Consider the following 18,526-nt stretch of genomic DNA (forward strand, 5'->3'; position numbering starts at 1 on the left):
GTGCCCGCAGGTGTGGGCGGCGTCCTATCGAATCGGCGGTCTATGCCCGGTAAACACCGACTAAAGTCCGTACAGCCCCTCTACCGGCCGACCGCAGGACGAGACCCTTTCGGAGCCATGGCAGACACCCCAGCTCACATCGGAGACGGACTGGCCGCTGCGCGCTCGGGCGCGCCCGTCTCGCTCAGCGTCGTCGTCCCCGTTCACCTGGTGCAGGGGTACCTGCGCCAGTGCCTGGACTCGATCCTGGTTCCGGACGCGCCGAACCTCGAAGTGATCGCGGTGGACGACGCCTCCCCCGACCACTGCGGGCAGATCCTCGACGAGTACGCCGGCCGCGACCCGCGGGTGCGGGTGCGCCACCTGGAGCGCAACGTCGGGCCGGGCGAGGCGCGCAACACCGGCCTGGACATGGCCACCGGCGACTACGTGTGGTTCGTCGACAGCGACGACTACCTCACCCCCGACGCGGTCTCCGCGGTGCTGGAGCGGCTGGCCGACACCCGTCCGGACGTGCTGCTGTTCGGCCACGCCCGCGAGTACTGGCACGGCAAGGTCAAGCGCACCTCCGTCGGCGACCTGGCCGGGGCCGGGGTGTTCTCCTGCGCCGAGCAGCCGTCGGTGCTGACGCTGACGTCGGCGGCCTGGAACCGGGTGATCCGCCGCCGGTTCCTGGCGGACCTGGGGCTGCGGTTCGGCGCCGGCCGCTACGAGGACGTCACCGTCGCCTACCCGGCGCTGCTGGCGGCCGAGCGGATCAGCCTGCTCGACCAGGTCTGCTACATCTACCGGCAGCGGCGCCGCGGCCCGGTCACCCGCACGACCAGCGCCCAGCACTTCGACGTCTTCGACCAGTACGAGCGGGTGTTCACCTTCCTCGGCTCGCTGGGCGCGGCCGGCGAGCCGCTCCGGGCGCCGATGTTCGACCAGGCGATGCGGCACATGCAGCAGATCCTGGAGCGCGGCGAGCGGCTGCACGAGGAGGACGCCCCGCGCTACTTCGAGCGCCTGGCGCAGGCCTACGCCGCGTACCGGCCCGCGGGGCACGAGCTGCCCCGCGATGAGCAGGCGGCCAAGAAGTACCAGCTCATCGGCAAGAACGACTACAAGGGCTACCAGCGGGCGCTGACCCGCAAGCCGCCGTCCCGCACGCCGGCCAAGGCCGCCACGGCGATGTTCCGCAAGCGCAAGCGCGCCGCCGTCAACGTCGCCAAGCGCACCGGTCTGCGCCAGTACTACAAGGCGCAGCTGCGCATGCCCATCGACGAGAACCTGGCGGTGTTCGCCGCGTACTGGTACCGCGGCTACGCCTGCAACCCCGCCGCCATCTACGAGAAGATGCGGGAGCTGGCGCCGGACGTGCACGGCGTGTGGGTGGTCAAGCGCGAGAACGTCAAGTCCGTGCCCAAGGGCGTGGACTACGTGGTGCGCGGGTCGAAGGACTTCTGGCGGGTCATGGCCCGCGGCAAGTACTTCGTCAACAACGTCAACTGGACCGACGACATCGTCAAGCGGCCCGGCCAGGTGCACGTGATGACCCACCACGGCACCCCGCTCAAGAGCATGGGCCTGGACCAGATGAAGTACCCGGCCAGCGCCAAGGGGATGGACTTCAAGCTGATGATCTCCCGGGCGGACCGGTGGGACTTCGTGGTGTCGGCCAACCCGCTGTCCACCGAGGCGTGGGAGCGCGGCTTCCCCTGCAAGTACGAGATGCTGGAGGTCGGCTACCCGCGCAACGACCGGCTGGTGCGGGCCACCGACGCCGAGAAGGCCGAACTGCGGCGCAAGCTGGGCATCCCCGAGGGCAAGAAGGCCGTCCTCTACACGCCGACGCACCGCGAGTACCAGCGCTCGTTCCGGCCCACGTTCGACATCCGGCGGTTCGCCCGCGAGCTCGGCGACGAGTACGTGCTGCTGATGCGCGCCCACTACTTCTACAAGCCGGGCGCGGGCCAGTGGGACCCCGAGCGGGTCGTCGACGTGTCGGCGCACCGGTCGGTCGAGGACCTGTGCATCGCCTCCGACGCGCTGCTCACCGACTACTCGTCGATCATGTTCGACTACGCGGTGCTGCCCGACCGGCCGATCGTGCTGTTCGTGCCCGACTGGGAGACCTACCAGCTCACCCGGGGCACCAACTTCGACGTCACCGCCTTCCCGCCCGGCGCCGTCGCGTACGACGAGGAGGAGCTGCTCAAGACGTTCCGCACCGGCGCGCCCTGGCTGGAGGAGTCGGCGGTGCGGGCCCGCGCCGCGTTCCGCGCCCGGTTCTGCCCGTGGGACGACGGGCACGCCGCCGAGCGGACGGTGCGCCGCGTATTCCTCGGCGAACAGGTGCCCAATCCGCCCGAAGCCCCCTAGACTCCCGCCACCACAGGCTCCCCGCCATCCCCCCGGCAGAAGGAGATCGCCTTGGTGCCTCACCGGATCAGCGTCGTCGTCCTCGCGCACGGGACCGCCACGGAGCTGAACGAGACGCTGCGATCACTGGCCGCGCAGACGTACGGCTCACTGGAAGTGGTGGTGGTCGACGGCGGGACCGGTGCGGCGGCCGAGGCCGATCTGCCCGACGAGCGGTTCCGGGTGATCCGCCGGGGGGCGCCGAGCCGCGGCGCGGCCCGCGGCATCGGCGTCGCCGAGGCCACCGGGGAGTTCCTGGCGTTCGCCGACGACGGCGACGTGCTGCCCGAGGGGGCGCTGGCCGCCCTGCACTCCGCGCTCACCGCCAGCGGCTCGGACTTCGCGGCGGGCAACGTGGCGGTGCGGCGGGAGCAGGGGTCGCAGCCGTCGCGGCGGCACCGCGAGGCGTTCGCCGCGGCGCTGTCGCGCACCCACGTGCGCAGGCATCCGGCCCTGCTGGACGACCGGCTGATCACCGCCAAGCTGTTCCGCCGCGCGTTCTGGGACCGGCACGCCCTGGCCTTCCCCGACATCAACCGCGACGACGACCTGGCCGTGGCGGTGCAGGCGTACTTCCTGGCCGAGGCGGTGGACGTGCTGCCGGAGGTGGTGCTGCGCCGCGCCCGTCCGACCGCGCCGCAGCCGACCGCCGAACCGCAGGCCGTCGCCGACGGCTTCACCGCCGTCGCCACCGCGCTGGAGGCGCTGGAGGGCCGCTGGTCGGCCCGCGACCGCCGCGCGTTCCTGGCGTCGGTGCTGAACGGCGAGCTGCGGGCGTTCCTGGACGCGCTGCCCGACGCCACCGACGACGAACGCGCCGCCGTGGTGCGGCAGGCGGCGGCGCACGCGTCCTGGCTGCAGCCCGAGACGCTCGCCGACCTGCCGTCGATCACCCGGCTGAAGTGGCATCTGGCGGGCCGGGAGCGCCGCACCGAACTGGTCAAGGTGGTGCGGTACGCGCGCGGCAAGCCGCACCCCAGCATCGTGCGCAGCGGGCTGCGCCGCTACGTCGTCCACCCGTACTGGAAGGACGACAGCCTCGGCATCCCCGACGAGGTGTACCTGGCGCGCACCGAGGTGGCGCTGCGCAGCCGCACCTACGAGATCGCCTGGCGGGACGGGCGGCTGTTCGTGTCCGGCGAGGCGTACATCAACTCGGTCAGCATGCGGCGCCGCTGGACGTCGGTGAAGAGCGTGGTGCTGCGGTCGGGGCGGCGGCGCGTGGTGCTGCGGGCCCGGCAGACCCGCAAGCCCGGCAAGAAGTCGGGGCCGTGGACCGGTTTCGAGTTCGTCCTCGACCCCAAGAAGCTGCGGCGCGGCGGCGCCTGGACCGACGGGTCCTGGGACGTGGAGGCCGTGGTGTTCAACGCGGGCGTGCTGCGGTCGGCGCGGCTGCGCGGCGGCACCAGCGGCAGCGCGGCCCGTCCGCCGTACCACTACGTCGACGACGACGTGCGGATCGTTCCGCGGGTGGTGGACGGCACCCTGCGCATCCACGTGGAGACCGTGACCGCCAAGGCGACGTCGCTGCGCTGGGACGGCGACGAGCTGGCGGTCGAGGGCGCCTGCGCCGGTGCGGCCGAGCTTTCGCTGGCGATGGGCGACGAGGTCGTGCCGGTGCCGGTCACGGTGGTCGGCACCCGGTTCGTGGCGCGCGTCCCGCTGCCCGAGCCGAAGAAGCTGATCGATCCGCGGGCCGTGGACGACACCTGCGACTGGGCCGTGCTGATCAACGGGCGTCCGCTGGTGCTGGCCGAGGGCGTCGACGGCATCGAGCGGCTGGTCGGCCGGCGGGAGCTGTCCGCGGGCCGCGACGCGTCCGGCTACCTGCGGGTCCAGTCGCGCACGGCGCGGCTGACGGTCACCGAGTGCGCCTGGCGCCCCGACGGCACCCTGGTGCTGGCCGGGACGCACCGGGCGGACGGCACCGGCGAGATCGTGCTGCGCAGCCGGGGCCGCCGCAAGGAGTACGCGTTCGGCGCGACCCGCGGCGACGACGGCGTGCTGCGCGCCGAGATCCCGGCCGCGGCGGTGCCGAGCGTGGCGGGCGTGCTGCCGCTGCGGGCGGGCCAGTGGGACGTGCTGTTCCGCACCCCGGGCGGCCGCGCCCTGGCGGTGCGCACCGACCCGGCGGTGGCGTCCGCGCTGCCCCCGGCCCTGGAGGTCGCCCGCCGCGGGTACGCGCTGGAGCTGCAGCGCGTCGGCCTGGTCGTGCGGGTGTCCGGCGACGTCCCGCCCGAGGAGAAGTCGGCCGCCACGACGCTGCGGGCCGAGGCGCGCCAGCGGGCGGCCAAGGAGGGGCTGCGCGACGCGGTGGTGTTCTCCTGCTTCAACGGCCGCCAGTACTCCGACAGCCCCAAGGCCATCCACCTGGAGATGGTGGCGCGCGGCCTGGCAGGCGACCTGGAGCAGCTGTGGGTCGTCAACGACGCGCAGGTGGAGCTGCCCGACACGCTCACCCCGCTGCGGCTCAACGGCCGCGAGTGGCACGAGGCGATCGCGAGCTCCCGGTACATCATCACCAACCACCGGCTCGGCGACTGGTTCCAGCGCCACCCCGACCAGGTGGTGCTGCAGACCTGGCACGGCACGCCGCTGAAGAAGGTCGGCCGGGACGTCAAGGAGGCGCACTTCGCCTACGCGCCCGGCATGAAGCAGGCCTACCGCTCCCTGTCGAAGGGGAAGGGCAAGGGCGAGGAGGCGCAGGCCGGGCCGGCGCTGCCGGAGTGGACGCACCTGCTGTCGCCCAACCCGTTCAGCACCGAGATCTTCCGCCGCGCGTTCTCGTTCAAGGGCGAGATCATCGAGGCCGGGTATCCGCGCAACGACCTGCTGTACCACCCCGAGGCCGACCGGATCGCGGCGCAGGTGCGGGCCCGGCTCGGCGTGCCCGCGGGCAAGCGGGTCGTGCTGTACGCGCCGACCTGGCGCGACGACCAGTACTACAGCCGGGGCCGCTACAAGTTCGACCTGCGCCTGGACCTGGACCGGGCGAAGGCCGCGCTGGGCGACGACCACGTGCTGCTGGTCCGGCTGCACAGCAACGTCGTGGACGGGGTGCCCGAGGACGGCGAGTTCGTCATGGACGTCTCGCTGTACCCCGACATCACCGACCTGTACCTGATCTCCGACCTGCTGATCACGGACTACTCGTCGGTCATGTTCGACTACGCCAACACCCGGCGGCCGATGCTGTTCTTCACCTACGACCTGGCCGACTACCGCGACCGGCTGCGCGGCTTCTACCTGGACTTCCAGGCCGAGGCGCCGGGTCCGCTGCTGGAGACCTCCGACGCGGTGATCGAGGCGATCCGCGACATCGAGCCGATCGCCAAGGAGTACCGGCACAACTACGACGCGTTCGTCGAGCGGTTCTGCCCGCTGGACGACGGCCGGGCCTCCGCCCGCGTCGTCGACCGGCTGTTCCCCGGCTCGTAGCCGCCCTGGCGCCACGGTTCCCGGCTTCCCGGCGCGGCGGCCGCTAGGGGCGGGCGCCCGCCAGCAGCTCGGTCCACTGGCGGCAGACCTCGGCCAGGCCGTAGGCGCGGGTGACCTGCTCGCGCGCCAGCCGCCGGTCGGCCTCCCAGCGGCCGTCGCGCACCGTCGCGGCGATCGACGCGGCCATCGCCGACGCGTCGGCGTGGATCCAGCGGGTGTCGTAGATGGTGTCGGCGCCGGGCCAGCCCAGCAGCACGGGGACCGCACCGGACGCCATGCCCTCGGCCGGGGCCAGGTGGAAGCTCTCGTCGTCGCTGGTGGACAAGACGAACCCGATGCGGCGCAGCCACGCGGCCACGTCCCGGCCGTAGGAGTCGAACACCACGCCGCCCGACAGCAGCGGGGAGCGGCGGATGCGGCGGAACACCCGCTCGTAGTGGGCGCGCTCCTCGTCGCGCTGCCAGATCCACCAGTACTCCCACGGCAGCTTGGACTTGACGAACAGCGTGAAGCGGGGGTCGTCGCGGCGCAGCTCCTCCAGGGCGTCCAGCGCCAGGTCGAGCCGCTTGCGGGACGGCGCGATGCCGATCATGCCGAGGTGGTGCTCGGCGCCGGCCAGCTTGGGCCGGTCGAGCTGGGCGTCGTCCACCCAGTTGGGCACGACGGTGATCTTGTGGGCGGGCCAGCCGGTGGTCTCGCGGGTCAGCCGGGCGTAGTGCGGGCTGACGCAGATCACCTGGTCGACCGCGTCGATGTCCAGATGCCGCGGCCACCTGGCGTACAGCTCGAACCGGTGCAGGCGCACCAGCAGGCGCTGGCCGGGCCGCTTGTGCCGGGCGTACCACAGCGCGTTGGGCCCGCACCACTCGCACACGACCACGTCGGCCCACTCGACGAGTTCGCGGCTGCGGTCGGGGTCGTGCACCTTCAGCGCGGCCCAGTGGTCGACGCGGACCTCCATGTCGGGTCGGGACCGCAGGTAGTCCAGCAGCCGGGTGAAGAACTTCAGGTCGTGCCCGGCGATGCCGACGCGCAGCCTCCGCTCGCCGGCGGCGCCCGCGGGGGCGGCGGCCCCGGCGCCGTCGGCGGCCCGGCGGGCGGCGGCGAGGACGGCCTGCGACGGCTCCGGGAACGCCTGCTCCAGGTAGCCGCGGAGCCGTTCGGCGGCCGCGTCGAGCGTGTAGTCGCGGGCGGCGGCCCGGCAGCGTTCGGCGGCCGTCACGTACACGTCGGGGTTCTTGCCGATGAGCGCCAGCGCGTCGACCACGTCGGTCTCCGACGCCACGAACAGCGGGTAGTCGGCACCGAACAGCCGCTCGTGCATGGGGGTGCGGTTGAGCAGCACCGGCACGCCCAGCGCCCCGCACTCCAGCACCTTGGTGGACAGCTCCAGGCTGGCGTCCATCTCCGGGTGCCGCCACGACAGGCCCACGTCGCACTCGGAGGTGATCCGCATCGCCTCGGCGCGCGGGTGGCCGCCGTGCCAGACCACGCCCTGGGCGGTCTCCAGGGCGGTGCGCATCCGGGTGGAGAAGCCGGGGTCCTTCGGGTCGTCGTGGATCTTGTCGCCGACCATGTGCAGCTCGGCGTCCACGCCGCGCAGCGCCAGCAGGCGCGGCAGCCCCGTCATCTCGTAGGTGTTCCAGCGCGGCGCGAACTTGCCCGTGTAGACCAGCCGCAGCGTCCGGCCGCGCGGCGGCCGCGCGGCGCGCGGCGTCAGCCCGTCCGGCAGGACGACCACGGGCGGGAACAGCACGCTCTTGCCCGCCGTGGCGGGGACGGCGCTCTCCAGGAACGAGCGCAGCTCCTCGGTCTGGCACAGCAGCAGCCGGGACGCGTCGGCGATGCGGCGCAGCTCGCCCTTGGCCGCCCGGTCGAACTCGCCCGCCGACTGCGGCACGTCGGTCAGGTACGTCCACAGCCGTCCCGCCGGCGGCCCGGCGGCGAGCTTGCCGGCCAGCCGCCGCCCCCGCACCACCACCAGGTCGAACGGGTCCTCGGCGTCGATCTCGGCCAGCACGGCGGCGGCCTGCTTGGCGGGCATGCCGCGGTCGCCCTCGACCTTCCCCTCGGCGTGCGGGCTGCGCACGGTCACGCCGGGCAGGGCGCGCAGCGGATCGACCAGCCGTCCGGTGCGGACCGGGGCCTTGAGCACCAGGGTCACCGCGCAGCCGGCGCGGGCCAGCGACTGCACCATCCCCTGGGCCCAGATCGCCGAGCCGTCGATCAGGTTGAGATCGACGTCGCCGTACACGAGCGCGCGTGGTGGCACGGGCATTCCTTTCGGGCGGTTTGCGGTCAGGTCAGGCGGGGCAGGCGGGTCAGGCGGGCTGGAAGGCGGGGACCAGTTCGGCGAGCCGCGCGGGCGCGGTGACGGCGGCGTCCCACTCCAGGATCGCCAGGCCCGGCGGCGGCGCCTCGCCCCACAGCACCAGCGGCAGGCCGCGGACGCGGGCCAGCTCGCGGACGTCGTGCAGGACGCGTTCGCGGTCGTACATGCCGGGCATGCCGAGGTAGGCCCAGGGGCCGCCGGGCTCGCCCGCCGCCGCGTCCACCACGAGCATGTCCACGTCGGCGGTCTCCAACGCGGTGACGGCGTCGTGCGGGTACAGCGAGACGATCTTGGCGTGCCCGGCCAGCGCCGCGGCGGCGGGCCGGCCGAGGATCCCGGCGATCACCAGGCCCTCGTGGGGGGCCGCCACCAGCAGCCGGTCCTCGGCCCGGTCCACCTGGTCGAGCTCGACGCGGTTCTCGGCGTCGGCGGCGGTGGCCGAGGCGGGCGCGGGCGCGTTGCGCTGCTTCCACAGCCGGTACAGCTCGCGCGGCAGGCGCGGGGCGCGGCGCCGCGGGTTGCGGGCCGCGCCGGCGACGAGCCGGCCGAACTGCAGCGCCGCCGAGGTCTCCAGGGCGGTCAGCCGCCGCTCCAGCTCCTGCACGCGGGCCTGGCTCTCGCGCAGCTGGGCGCGCAGCCGCGCCACCTGGCGGTTGGCCTTCGCCGTGGCCATGGGCCGGGCGGTGGCCATCGGCGGGGCTGCGGACGGGGTGTCGGGTCGGGCGTCACGCGGGTCGGTCACCGAGATACTCCATGATCACGTCGGCGATGCGGGGTCCGGCCTGGCCGTCCCACAGCGGCGGCTTGCGCGGGGTGCCGGCCGGCCCCGTCTCCAGCACCTTGCGGGCCGCCGGGACGAGCTCCGCGAACCCGACCAGCCGGTTGGTGCCGTGGGTGATGGTGATCGGCCGTTCGGTGTTGGGCCGGACGGTCAGGCACGGCACTCCGAGGATGGTGGTCTCCTCCTGCAGGCCGCCGGAGTCGGTGACGACCGCCGCCGCGCCGCGCACCGCCGCGACGAAGTCGATGTAGCCCAGCGGCTCCAGCACGTGCACGCCCGGGTGGTCGGCCAGCCCGGCGGCCATCAGGTTGGCCCGGCCGCGCGGGTGCACGGGGATGACCACGTCGGCCAGGTCGGCGACGCCGTGCAGGTGCCGGACCAGCGCGGCGGCCGTCTCCGGCGCGTCCACGTTGGCGGGGCGGTGCATGGTGGCCAGCACGTACCGCTCGGGCAGCCCGTGCTCGGCCCGGACCCTGGCGGTGTCGAACTTGCCGAGGTTGGCCAGCAGGGTGTCGATCATCGGGTTGCCGACCAGGTGCACCCGCTCCACCGGGACGCCCTCGCGGGCCAGGTGCCCGACGGCCTCGGGGCTGGTGGCCAAGCACAGGTCCGACAGCTGGTCGGTGAGGCGCCGGTTCACCTCCTCCGGCATGGTCATGTCGAAGCTGCGCAGCCCCGCCTCCACGTGGGCGACCGGGATGTGCAGCTTGGCCGCGACGAGGGCGGCGGCGATCGTCGAGTTCACGTCGCCGTACACGATGACGAGCGCGGGTGAACGGCTCGTGAACTCCCCCTCCAGTCCGGTGAGCAGCGCGGCGGTCTGCGCCGCGTGGCTGCCCGAGCCGACGCCGAGGTTGACGTCGGGTTCGGGTAGACCCAGCTCGTGAAAGAAGATCTCCGACATCCGCTCGTCGTAGTGCTGGCCCGTGTGCACCACGGCCTGTTCGGCGTGCGCGGCGCGCAGCGCCCCGATCACCGGGGCGGCCTTGACGAAGTTCGGCCGGGCTCCCAGGACATGAACGATCGACCCCAACACGATTTCCCTTCTGTTCATCCGGGTTGCTTACGCTCGCCCGCCGTGCTCATCCGACATTCCCTGATCCCGCCGCTGAAAGCGGCGGTCTACCTGCCCGGGCTCGCCTGGCGGCAGCTGCGCGCCGACCCGCGCCGGGCGCCCCGGCTGGCCGTGCGGCTGCTGCTGCGCGCGCTTCCGGCCGGTGCGGGCGACCGGTTGCGGCGCACCCGGCTCGGCCGGCTGGCGGTGCCCCGGCCGCGCGATCCGCGGCGCGAGTCCGCCGATCTGCGCCTGCTGCTCGACCACGACCCGGTCCCCCATGACCCGGTCGACCACGACACTTCCGGACGTACCCCCAGTTCGATTAAGAAAGGGTCGAACCAGGTCAACATCGATTCCGGATGCGTCCTGCAGTTCGTGACGAACGCACTGCCCCGCACGAACGCCGGGTACACGGTGCGCACCCACCGAATCGCCCTGGCGCAGCGGGCGATGGGCTACGACACCCACGTGGTGACGCGGCTCGGCTATCCGCTCAGCCAGGGGATCGCGGACCCGCGCCGATACGTGGAGGTGGATGGGGTGCCGTATCACCGGCTGCTTTCGTGGCTGCCGCCCGGCACGCCCGTCAAGGCCGTCGCCAAGAGCGCCGACCTGGCGGAGCGGCTGGTGCGCGAGCTGCGCCCGGCGGTGCTGCACGCGGTGAGCGACCACCACAACGCGGCCGTCGCGCTGGAACTGGGCCGCCGCCGCGGCCTGCCGGTGGTGTACGAGGTGCGGGGCTTTCTGGAGGACTCCTGGCTGTCGCGCGACCCGTCGCACCGCTCGACCGACGACTTCTACCGGCTCACCCGCGAACTGGAGACGCGCCGCATGGCCGCCGCCGACGTGGTGGTGACGCTGGGCGAGGCGATGCGCGCCGAGATCGCCGACCGGGGCATCGCCCCGGAGAAGATCATCACGGTGCCGAACGGGGTGGACGAGGCGTTCCTGCAGCCGCTGCCCGACGCCGCCGAGCTGCGCGCCGAGCTGGGCATCGGCACCGACGTCCCGGTGGTCGGCCTGACCTCGTCGTTCTACGGCTACGAGGGCATCGACACGCTGATCGACGCGGCCGCGGTGCTGCGCGGGCGGGGCACCGACGTCGCGCTGCTGCTGGTCGGCGACGGGCCGGAGCGCGGCGCGCTGGAGCGGCGCGCCGCCGAACGCGGCGTGCGCGCGGTGTTCCCCGGCAGGGTGCCGATGTCGTCGGTACGTCGCTATCACGCGGTCCTCGATGTGTTCGCGGTCCCCCGGCGGGCCGACCGCGTCTGCCAGTTGGTCACGCCCCTCAAGCCCGTCGAGGCGATGGCCGGGGGAATTCCGGTAATAGCAAGTGATGTCAGGGCTTTGCGCGAAATTGTGGAACCGGGCGTGACCGGGACGTTAACAGTTCCGGAAGACCCGGAGGCATGGGCGGATGCACTGTCCCAGCTCATTTACAGTCCCGAACAACGCCGGAAAATCGGACAGTCCGCTCGGGAATGGGTCCGGGTGGAACGTACCTGGCGGGCCGTGGCGGACCGGTACCGTTCTGCCTATCCGGTCCCACCGCGGACGACGTGACAGCGAGACGTGACAGCGATCTTGTGACACCGGGTGCCCGCGCGACGGGTTCCCGCAAGGAAGGTGCGGCCGTTCCGGCGCCGTGAACACGCGTGAAGGGAGCCGCCGGGTGGATCTGGTGGTCATCGGACTCGGCTATGTCGGGCTGCCGCTGGTGCGCGAGGCGTGCCTGGCCGGCCTGCGGGTCGGCGGGCTGGACCGCGACCCGCGGGTCGTCGCCGGGCTGTCGGCGGGGCTGTCGCACGTCGACGACGTGTCGGCCGCCGAGGTCGAGCGGATGCTGGCGGCCGGATTCCGGCCGAGCGCGGACGAGGACGTCCTGGACGGCGCCCGCACCGTGGTGATCTGCGTGCCGACCCCGCTGTCGGAGGAGGGCGGCCCGGACCTGACCGCGGTGCGCGGCGCCGGCGAGGCCGTGGCGCGGCATCTGGAGCCGGGCACGCTGGTGGTGCTGGAGTCCACCACGTACCCGGGCACCACCGAGGAGGTGGTGCGGCCCATCCTGGAGACCTCCGGGCTGACCGCGGGCGAGGACTTCCACCTGGCGTTCTCCCCCGAGCGCATCGACCCGGGCAACCCGGTCTACGGGGTGCGCAACACCCCCAAGATCGTGGGCGGGCTGACCCCGGCGTGCGCGTCGGCCGCGGCGGCGTTCTACGGCAAGTTCGTCGACCAGGTCGTGCAGGCCAAGGGCACCCGCGAGGCCGAGATGGCCAAGCTGCTGGAGAACACCTACCGGCACGTCAACATCGCGCTGGTGAACGAGATGGCGGTGTTCTGCCACGAGCTGGGCATCGACCTGTGGGACGCGATCGACTGCGCGGCCACCAAGCCGTTCGGCTTCCAGGCGTTCCGGCCGGGGCCGGGCGTGGGCGGGCACTGCATCCCCATCGATCCCAACTACCTGTCGTACAAGGTGCGGTCGCTGGGCTACCCGTTCCGGTTCGTGGAGCTGGCCCAGGAGATCAACGACCGGATGCCCCGGTACGTCGCCGAGCGCGCCCAGCAGCTGCTCAACCAGCAGGGCCGCGCGCTCAAGGGCGCCAGGGTGCTGCTGCTCGGCGTCACCTACAAGGCCGACGTCGCCGACCAGCGCGAGTCGCCGGCCCGGCCGGTGGCGCGGCGGCTGGCCCGGCTGGGCGCCGAGCTGCGCTTCCACGACCCGTACGTGGCCGAGTGGCGGGTAGACGGAGCGCAGGTGCCGCGCGTCGGCCCGGCGCCGGTGGTGCGGCCGGACGGCGGGCGGCGCGACGACGCCGGCTCCTCCCGCGACGAGGCGGAGCTGGCGGCCGCGCTGCAGGACGCCGACCTGGTGATCGTCCTGACCGACCACTCGGCCTACGAGGCGTCGCTGCTGTCCCGGCACGCACGGTCCCTGTTCGACACCCGGGGCCGCACCCGCGGCATCCGGCGCGAGAGCGTCGAGCTGCTGTGAAGCGACCGGTCCCGGCGGTGGGACGGGGCGCCGACCGGGGGCGGACATCGCGTGGCAAGGCGGAATTAACACACAATTTCCCTGGCCCGCACAGACTCGACGATGGATTTGTCGGCACCGATCCGGAGTGAATGCCATGCGGGTCTGCGTTTGCACGATTGTGCATCACCCAGAGGATGCCAGGATTCTGCACCGGCAGATCCGCGCGCTGCTCGACGCCGGTCACGAGGTCACCTATATCGCGCCGTTCCGCGCGTGCAACGTGACGCCCTGGCGGCGGGTGAGCCCGGTGGACGTGCCGCGCGCGGTGGGGCGGCGCAGGCTCCGCGCACTGCGCGCCGCGCACCGGGCGCTGGAGGAGCACGCCCCGTACGCCGACGTGATCCTGCTGCACGACCCGGAGCTGCTGGTCGGCCTGCCCCGCTCGGTACGTGCGCGCACGGTGGTGTGGGACGTGCACGAGGACACCGCCGCCGCCCTCGGCGCCAAGGGCTGGCTGCCCGCGCCGGTGCGGCCGCTGCTGCGTCCCGCCGTGCGGCGCCTGGAGGCGCGCAGCGAGCGCCGGCACCGGCTGCTGCTGGCCGAGGAGGGCTACCGCGCGCGGTTCCAGGACGAGCATCCGGTGGTGCCCAACACCACCTACGTGTCGGACGTGCCGCCGCCCCCGCCGGACGGCCACCGCGCCGTCTACGTCGGGCACCTGTCGCGCGCCCGGGGCGCGCTCGACATGGTGGAGACGGCCCGGCTGCTGGCGCCCGAGGGCGTGATGATCGAGCTGATCGGCGCCGCCGACGGCGACGTGCGGACCGCCCTGCGCGACGCCCAGCGCGACGGCGTGCTGCGCTGGTACGGCTTCGTGCCCAACGACCGGGCGCTGCGCATCGCCGAGGGCGCCATGGCGGGGCTGGCGCTGCTGCACGACGAGCCGAACTACCGGCACTCGATGCCGACCAAGGTCGTGGAGTACATGGCCCGCGGCATCCCGGTGATCACCACGCCCAATCCGCCCGCGGTGCGGATCGTCGAACCGGCCGGGTGCGGGCTGGTCGTCCCGTTCGGCGACCCGGCCGCCGCGGCCGACGCGCTGCGGCGGCTGCGCGACGACCCCGGGCTGCGCGCCGAGTTCGGCGAACGCGGCTACGAGACGGCGCGGGCCCGGTTCCACTGGCCGGTGCACGCCGAGCGGTTCGTCGCCCAGCTCGAGCAGTGGGCCGGACGCGCCGTCCCCGGCCCGGTCGTGGCGCCGCGGCCCGAGCCGCTCCCCGACTAGCGGCCGGAACGCCGTCCCTGGCCGCGGTGCACGACGAGCTGCGACGAAGACGGGTCACGACGAGGAGGACGGCTGCGGGGAGCCCCCCGCTCCCCCGGTCAGCCCGACGGCCACGGCGCGCGCCAGCCTGCTGGCCGCGCCGAGCGGGCGGGCGGCGGTGACCACGACGATGTAGCGATCGACCCGCACGGCGATCGTCCCGGCCGTGGGACCCAGCTCGTACGCCTCGTCCCCGCCGATGTCGGTGCGCCGCCGCGCCTGGGACTGGACCGCCCGCAGCGACTCCATCAGCGCCGACGCGGCCTGCCCGGTGGGCGCCACCCACTTGACGGTCACGGTGAGGCTGCGGGCGCCCCACTCGTCGTCGCCGGTCCCTGTGCCGCTGTCGCTGGGCTCGGGGGTGGGGCTGCCGCCGGCCCCTCCGGGGCCGGGGCTCTTCCCGCCGGAGGCGCTCGCGCTCGGTGACGCAGAGCCGCTGCGTTTCGGGGACGCCGGGGCCGACGGCTCCGCCGGGGCGCCGGAGGGCTGCTCGGCGGGTCCGCCGGACGGCGCGACGGTCAGCGGCGGGACCTCCGGCAGCCCCTCCTGCTCCGGCGCCCGGTAGGTGCAGCTCACCGCATGCGGCAGCCTCTGCTCGCCGATCCGGTCGCTCTCGGGGCGGGCGCTGCCGGGATCCAGCCGGGCGGCCAGCAGGTCGGGCCGCTTCAGCAGCGCGCAGGCGTCCGGCCAGTCGGCCGCCGGGGTGCCGCCCAGCTCGGCGGGGCCCGGCCCGGCCGACCCGCCGCGCAGCGCCACCAGCCGGGCCGCGCCTCCGGGACGCGGCGTCGCGGTGGGCACGCCCGCGTACAGCAGCCCGCCCGCCGCCGCCAGCCAGGGCCGCGCCCCGTCCAGCTCCGGGTCCATGGCGAACGGCGCCGCGACCGTCTGGGTGGCGCCGTCGCCGGGGTCGACGACGTCCACCCCGGCGGGCAGCAGCGCGCTCGACAGCCGGGGCCGCAGCGCGTAGATCCGGCCGCCCGCCGCGGCCAGCGCCGCGTACTCGGGGGCGTCGCGGTGCCAGGCCGCCTGCCCCGACGACGTCTCGACCGCCTCCAGCCGCCGCTCGCCCCGGCGCGCGCCGTCCGGCCGGTACGCCACGACCAGGCGGTCGCCGGCGACCACGGCCGGGCAGACGGCGTCGTCGCACACGTTCTCGCCGGACCACTCGGCGAGCCGGTCGCCGTTCTCGCGGTAGGCGCGCAGCGCCGTGCCGTCGTCGGCGAGCGTGACGCCGTCCAGCACCGTCACCTCGGGGGCCTCCGCCGACTCCAGGGAGCGCGTCCAGCGCACGGCGCCGGTGTCCGGCCGGACCGCGATCAGGCGGCTCGGGCCCTTGCCGCACTCCAGGGCCAGGACCGCCGTCTTCTCCACCGAGCCGGAGGCGTGCGCGGCGCCCTCGAACAGCCGGCAGCCCGCCGGGAGCCGCTGCGTCCACAGCCGGGTGCCGTTGGCGGCCGACCGCCCGTACAGGACGCGGCGGTCGCGGTCGGTGGTGAGCACGGTGTCCGAGCCGGCGGGCCAGCGCAGCGTGGTGCGGGCCACCGAGGCGGGCGTCTCGCCGGACTGCCGCCACAGCTCGGCGCCCGACAGCGCGTCGAAGCCCACCATCATCCGCTCGCCGCGGTCGCCGTCGCGTTCGAAGTAGCCGACCAGCCGCGTGCCGGTGGCCGCCCAGCCGAGCATCGTCCAGCCCATTCGCCGGTAGCTCCAGCGTGCGGCGCCGGTACGGGCGTCGCGGACGTCCAGGCCGCCGCCCGAGGCCAGCACCGCCTGGCCGTAGGCCACCTCGAACGCCACGCTGTTGTACCCGGCCAGCGGGCCCCGGTGCACCGGTGCCGACTGCTGCCAGCTCGTCGCCAGCGGACCGGGCGGGGGGCCGACGTCCGCCAGGGGCGAGACGGGCACGGCGGTGACGCTGTGCCGCACCTGCCACCACTCGGCGCGGGTGACGGCCCGCACCACCAGCGCCCCGCAGACGGCCACGACCAGCACGCCGCAGACGACGCCGACCGCCGCCCGCCGGCGCCCGCCGAACCGCCTGCCGCCCACGCCCGTGCCGCCTCCTTCCGCCGTCACGTACTGTGCTGCAAGACCGTCTCACACCATGCCGTGTCCCGCGCCCCCCGCGCGACACAGCCCGGCCAGAACGGAGATCCCGGTGGAACTGTTCACCACGTGGCGAACGTGGGACCAGGCCCGCGCGGCCATCGCCGAGTCCGGCGCCGCCCCCGGCGACCTGGCCGTGCTCGACCGGGCCGCGGCCGCCGCGCAGCGCTGGCACGGCGACCAGACCCGGCCCACCGGCGCCCCCTACCTGGAGCACCTGCTGGAGGCCGTCGAGGTCCTGGTGCGCGGACGCGGCGTGACCGACGCGTTCATCCTGGCCGCCGCGCTGCTGCACGACGTGGTGGAGGACACCGGCGCCACCGCCCGCGACGTGGAGGCCGAGTTCGGCCCGTGGGTGGGCGAGCTGGTCGAGTGGGTGACCAAGCCGCCCTCCGACGGGCTCGGCCGCCAGGCCAGGCGCGCCGCCAAGACCGCCTACCTGCGCCGCCTGCGCGACGCCCCGCGCGAGGCGATCCTGGTCAAGCTCGCCGACCGCGCCAGCAACGTCCAGACCCTGGACCGGATGCCGCCCGACTTCCAGCGCCGCTACTACGCCGAGACCTGCACCTACATCGTCCCGCTGGCCGAACTGCCGACCCGCGGCGACCCGTGGTTCGCCGAATGGTACGCCACCTGGCGGGCCCGCTTCGCCCACCTGCGCTGACCGGACCCGGCCCGCACCCCCGGCGCCGCGCCCGGCGGCAGGGCCCCGCGTCCGCCGGCGGGGCCCGCGGTGCGGGATCATCGGGGCATGGAACGCGAGTGGGTGGCCGAGGAGAGCGTGCTGGTCGACGCCGCCGCCGGCGCGGTGTGGGAGGCGGTGGCCGACCCGCGGCGGATGCCCGAGTGGAGCCCGGAGCTGTTCGCGGTGCGGGTGCGCGGCGGCCGCGGGCCGGCCGGCGAGGGCACCCGGTTCGTCGGCTTCAACCGGATCGGCTGGCGGGTGTGGTTCACCACCTGCGAGGTGACGGCGTCGGTGCCCGGCGAGGTGTTCGCGTTCCGGGTGTCGAGCTTCGGGATCCCGGTGGCGCTGTGGGGCTACCGGGTGGAGGCGGTCGGCGAGAACTCCACCCGGCTCACCGAGTACTGGCACGACCTGCGCCGCGACCAGCGCGGGGCCGGGTTCGTATCGCTGCTGGGCCGGGTGTTCACCGGCGTGCCCGCCGAGCGGCGCGCCGAGGTCAACCGGCGCGGCATGCGCCGGACGCTGGAGCGCATCGCGGCCGCGCTGTCCGGCGGGGTGACAACAGAATGAGAACCTGTTCTACTTAGTGGTGTGAGCACCGCCGCCGACGTCCATGTGATCCGCGGGGAACGGGTCGCCCTGCCCGTGCGGGTCCGGGACGCCGCCGTGGCCTCGGCGACGTTCGCCGTCCCGGCGGGCCCGGCCCAGAACCTGATCGCCTACTCCGGGCTGGCGGTGGCCCGGCCGCTGCCGGGCCGGGCGGTCTGCTCGCTGGCGTTCGTCCGGTACTCCGACGGCGACCTCGGCCGGTACCACGAGTTCGCCGTCGCCTTCCTCGTCCGCTCCCCCGGCGCCTCCGGGGGCCGCCTTACGCGCGTGGCGGCGTTCATCCACTGGCTGCCGGTCGACCAGGAGTTCACCTTGGACGCGGGCCGGTCCATCTGGGGCTTCCCCAAGGTCCTGGCCGACATCCCCATGCACCTCACCAGCCGGATCAAGCGGTGCGCCGTGCGGTTCGACGGCCGCACCGCGATCGAACTGGCCGTCAAGCCCGGCCTGCCCGTCCCCACCGGGCTCCCCGGCGGCCGCGCGGCGCCCCGCCTGGACGCCTACTCGTGCCTGGACGGCGTCACCCGCCGCATCCCCTGGACGGTGTCGCCGTCCAGGCTGCGGCTACGGCCCGGCGGCGCCCGGGTCAGGCTCGGCGACCACCCCGTGGCCGACGAGCTGCGCGCCCTCGGCCTGCCCCGCGCCCCCGCGCTGAGCAGCGGCGTCATCCCGCACATGACCATGGCGTTCGACGCCGCCGAAGAGGTGACCGCCTGAACCGCCCCGCCGCCTGATCACCGCGTGCCGCGGTCCGGGGCCGCGACCGCGTAAGCTGTCTCTTTCGCCCCTTGGGGGCGCACCGCCGAGC

The 18,526-nt window shown here is 74.3% G+C and carries 12 protein-coding genes; 8 read left to right on the forward strand and 4 right to left on the reverse strand.

From position 1 onward, the window contains the following. The first annotated feature begins 117 nt into the window (after window positions 1-117). Both ABD879_RS02525 and ABD879_RS02530 read left to right on the forward strand, forming a co-directional pair. Window positions 118-2,364: a bifunctional glycosyltransferase/CDP-glycerol:glycerophosphate glycerophosphotransferase gene (locus ABD879_RS02525; RefSeq protein WP_345016984.1), complete on the forward strand. Its 2,247-nt coding sequence runs from the start codon at window positions 118-120 to the stop codon at window positions 2,362-2,364. A 54-nt stretch (window positions 2,365-2,418) separates the two neighbouring features. After that, on the forward strand, window positions 2,419-5,841 hold the full coding sequence (locus tag ABD879_RS02530; protein ID WP_345017084.1) for a bifunctional glycosyltransferase/CDP-glycerol:glycerophosphate glycerophosphotransferase: 3,423 nt from the start codon (window positions 2,419-2,421) through the stop codon (window positions 5,839-5,841). Between the two features lie 43 nt (window positions 5,842-5,884). Here ABD879_RS02530 and ABD879_RS02535 read toward each other — a convergent pair whose 3' ends face one another. The 3 genes from ABD879_RS02535 to wecB are packed head-to-tail and all read right to left on the reverse strand — an operon-like array spanning window position 5,885 to window position 9,978. After that, the gene (locus tag ABD879_RS02535) at window positions 5,885-8,119 is read right to left on the reverse strand and encodes a glycosyltransferase (RefSeq protein ID WP_345016986.1); all 2,235 of its coding nucleotides are present in this window, start codon (window positions 8,117-8,119) and stop codon (window positions 5,885-5,887) included. A gap of 43 nt (window positions 8,120-8,162) precedes the next feature. Further along, the gene (locus tag ABD879_RS02540; RefSeq protein WP_345016988.1) at window positions 8,163-8,915 is read right to left on the reverse strand and encodes a hypothetical protein; all 753 of its coding nucleotides are present in this window, start codon (window positions 8,913-8,915) and stop codon (window positions 8,163-8,165) included. After that, window positions 8,899-9,978 (reverse strand): non-hydrolyzing UDP-N-acetylglucosamine 2-epimerase, encoded by a 1,080-nt coding sequence (wecB, locus tag ABD879_RS02545; protein WP_345017086.1) that lies wholly within the window; start codon window positions 9,976-9,978, stop codon window positions 8,899-8,901. Before wecB ends, ABD879_RS02540 begins: the two co-directional genes overlap by 17 nt. A 54-nt stretch (window positions 9,979-10,032) precedes the next feature. Between wecB and ABD879_RS02550 the strand changes: the two genes are divergently transcribed. The 3 genes from ABD879_RS02550 to ABD879_RS02560 all read left to right on the forward strand — a co-directional run bounded on the left by ABD879_RS02550 (window position 10,033) and on the right by ABD879_RS02560 (window position 14,279). Beyond that, window positions 10,033-11,574, forward strand: a complete 1,542-nt coding sequence (locus tag ABD879_RS02550) for a glycosyltransferase family 4 protein (protein ID WP_345016990.1) — start codon at window positions 10,033-10,035, stop codon at window positions 11,572-11,574. A 109-nt stretch (window positions 11,575-11,683) separates the two neighbouring features. Continuing rightward, window positions 11,684-13,009, forward strand: a complete 1,326-nt coding sequence (locus ABD879_RS02555; protein ID WP_345016992.1) for a nucleotide sugar dehydrogenase — start codon at window positions 11,684-11,686, stop codon at window positions 13,007-13,009. Window positions 13,010-13,145: 136 nt separating this feature from the next. Then, window positions 13,146-14,279: a glycosyltransferase family 4 protein gene (locus ABD879_RS02560; protein WP_345016994.1), complete on the forward strand. Its 1,134-nt coding sequence runs from the start codon at window positions 13,146-13,148 to the stop codon at window positions 14,277-14,279. A 54-nt stretch (window positions 14,280-14,333) separates the two neighbouring features. On the opposite strand, the gene ABD879_RS02565 is transcribed toward ABD879_RS02560, so the two are convergent. Then, window positions 14,334-16,367: an outer membrane protein assembly factor BamB family protein gene (locus ABD879_RS02565; protein WP_345016996.1), complete on the reverse strand. Its 2,034-nt coding sequence runs from the start codon at window positions 16,365-16,367 to the stop codon at window positions 14,334-14,336. Window positions 16,368-16,476: 109 nt separating this feature from the next. On the opposite strand from ABD879_RS02565, the gene ABD879_RS02570 reads away from it, so the two are divergent. From ABD879_RS02570 to ABD879_RS02580, 3 genes are all read left to right on the forward strand, one after another. Continuing rightward, window positions 16,477-17,088, forward strand: a complete 612-nt coding sequence (locus ABD879_RS02570; protein WP_345016998.1) for an HD domain-containing protein — start codon at window positions 16,477-16,479, stop codon at window positions 17,086-17,088. Between the two features lie 87 nt (window positions 17,089-17,175). Next, the gene (locus ABD879_RS02575; RefSeq protein WP_345017000.1) at window positions 17,176-17,679 is read left to right on the forward strand and encodes an SRPBCC family protein; all 504 of its coding nucleotides are present in this window, start codon (window positions 17,176-17,178) and stop codon (window positions 17,677-17,679) included. Window positions 17,680-17,700: 21 nt separating this feature from the next. After that, a complete protein-coding gene (locus ABD879_RS02580; RefSeq protein ID WP_345017002.1) occupies window positions 17,701-18,435 on the forward strand; it encodes an acetoacetate decarboxylase family protein in 735 nt (244 codons plus the stop codon). Window positions 18,436-18,526: the final 91 nt, after the last annotated feature.

This window comes from Actinomadura keratinilytica, assembly GCF_039539665.1.
Lineage (GTDB): Bacteria > Actinomycetota > Actinomycetes > Streptosporangiales > Streptosporangiaceae > Spirillospora > Spirillospora keratinilytica.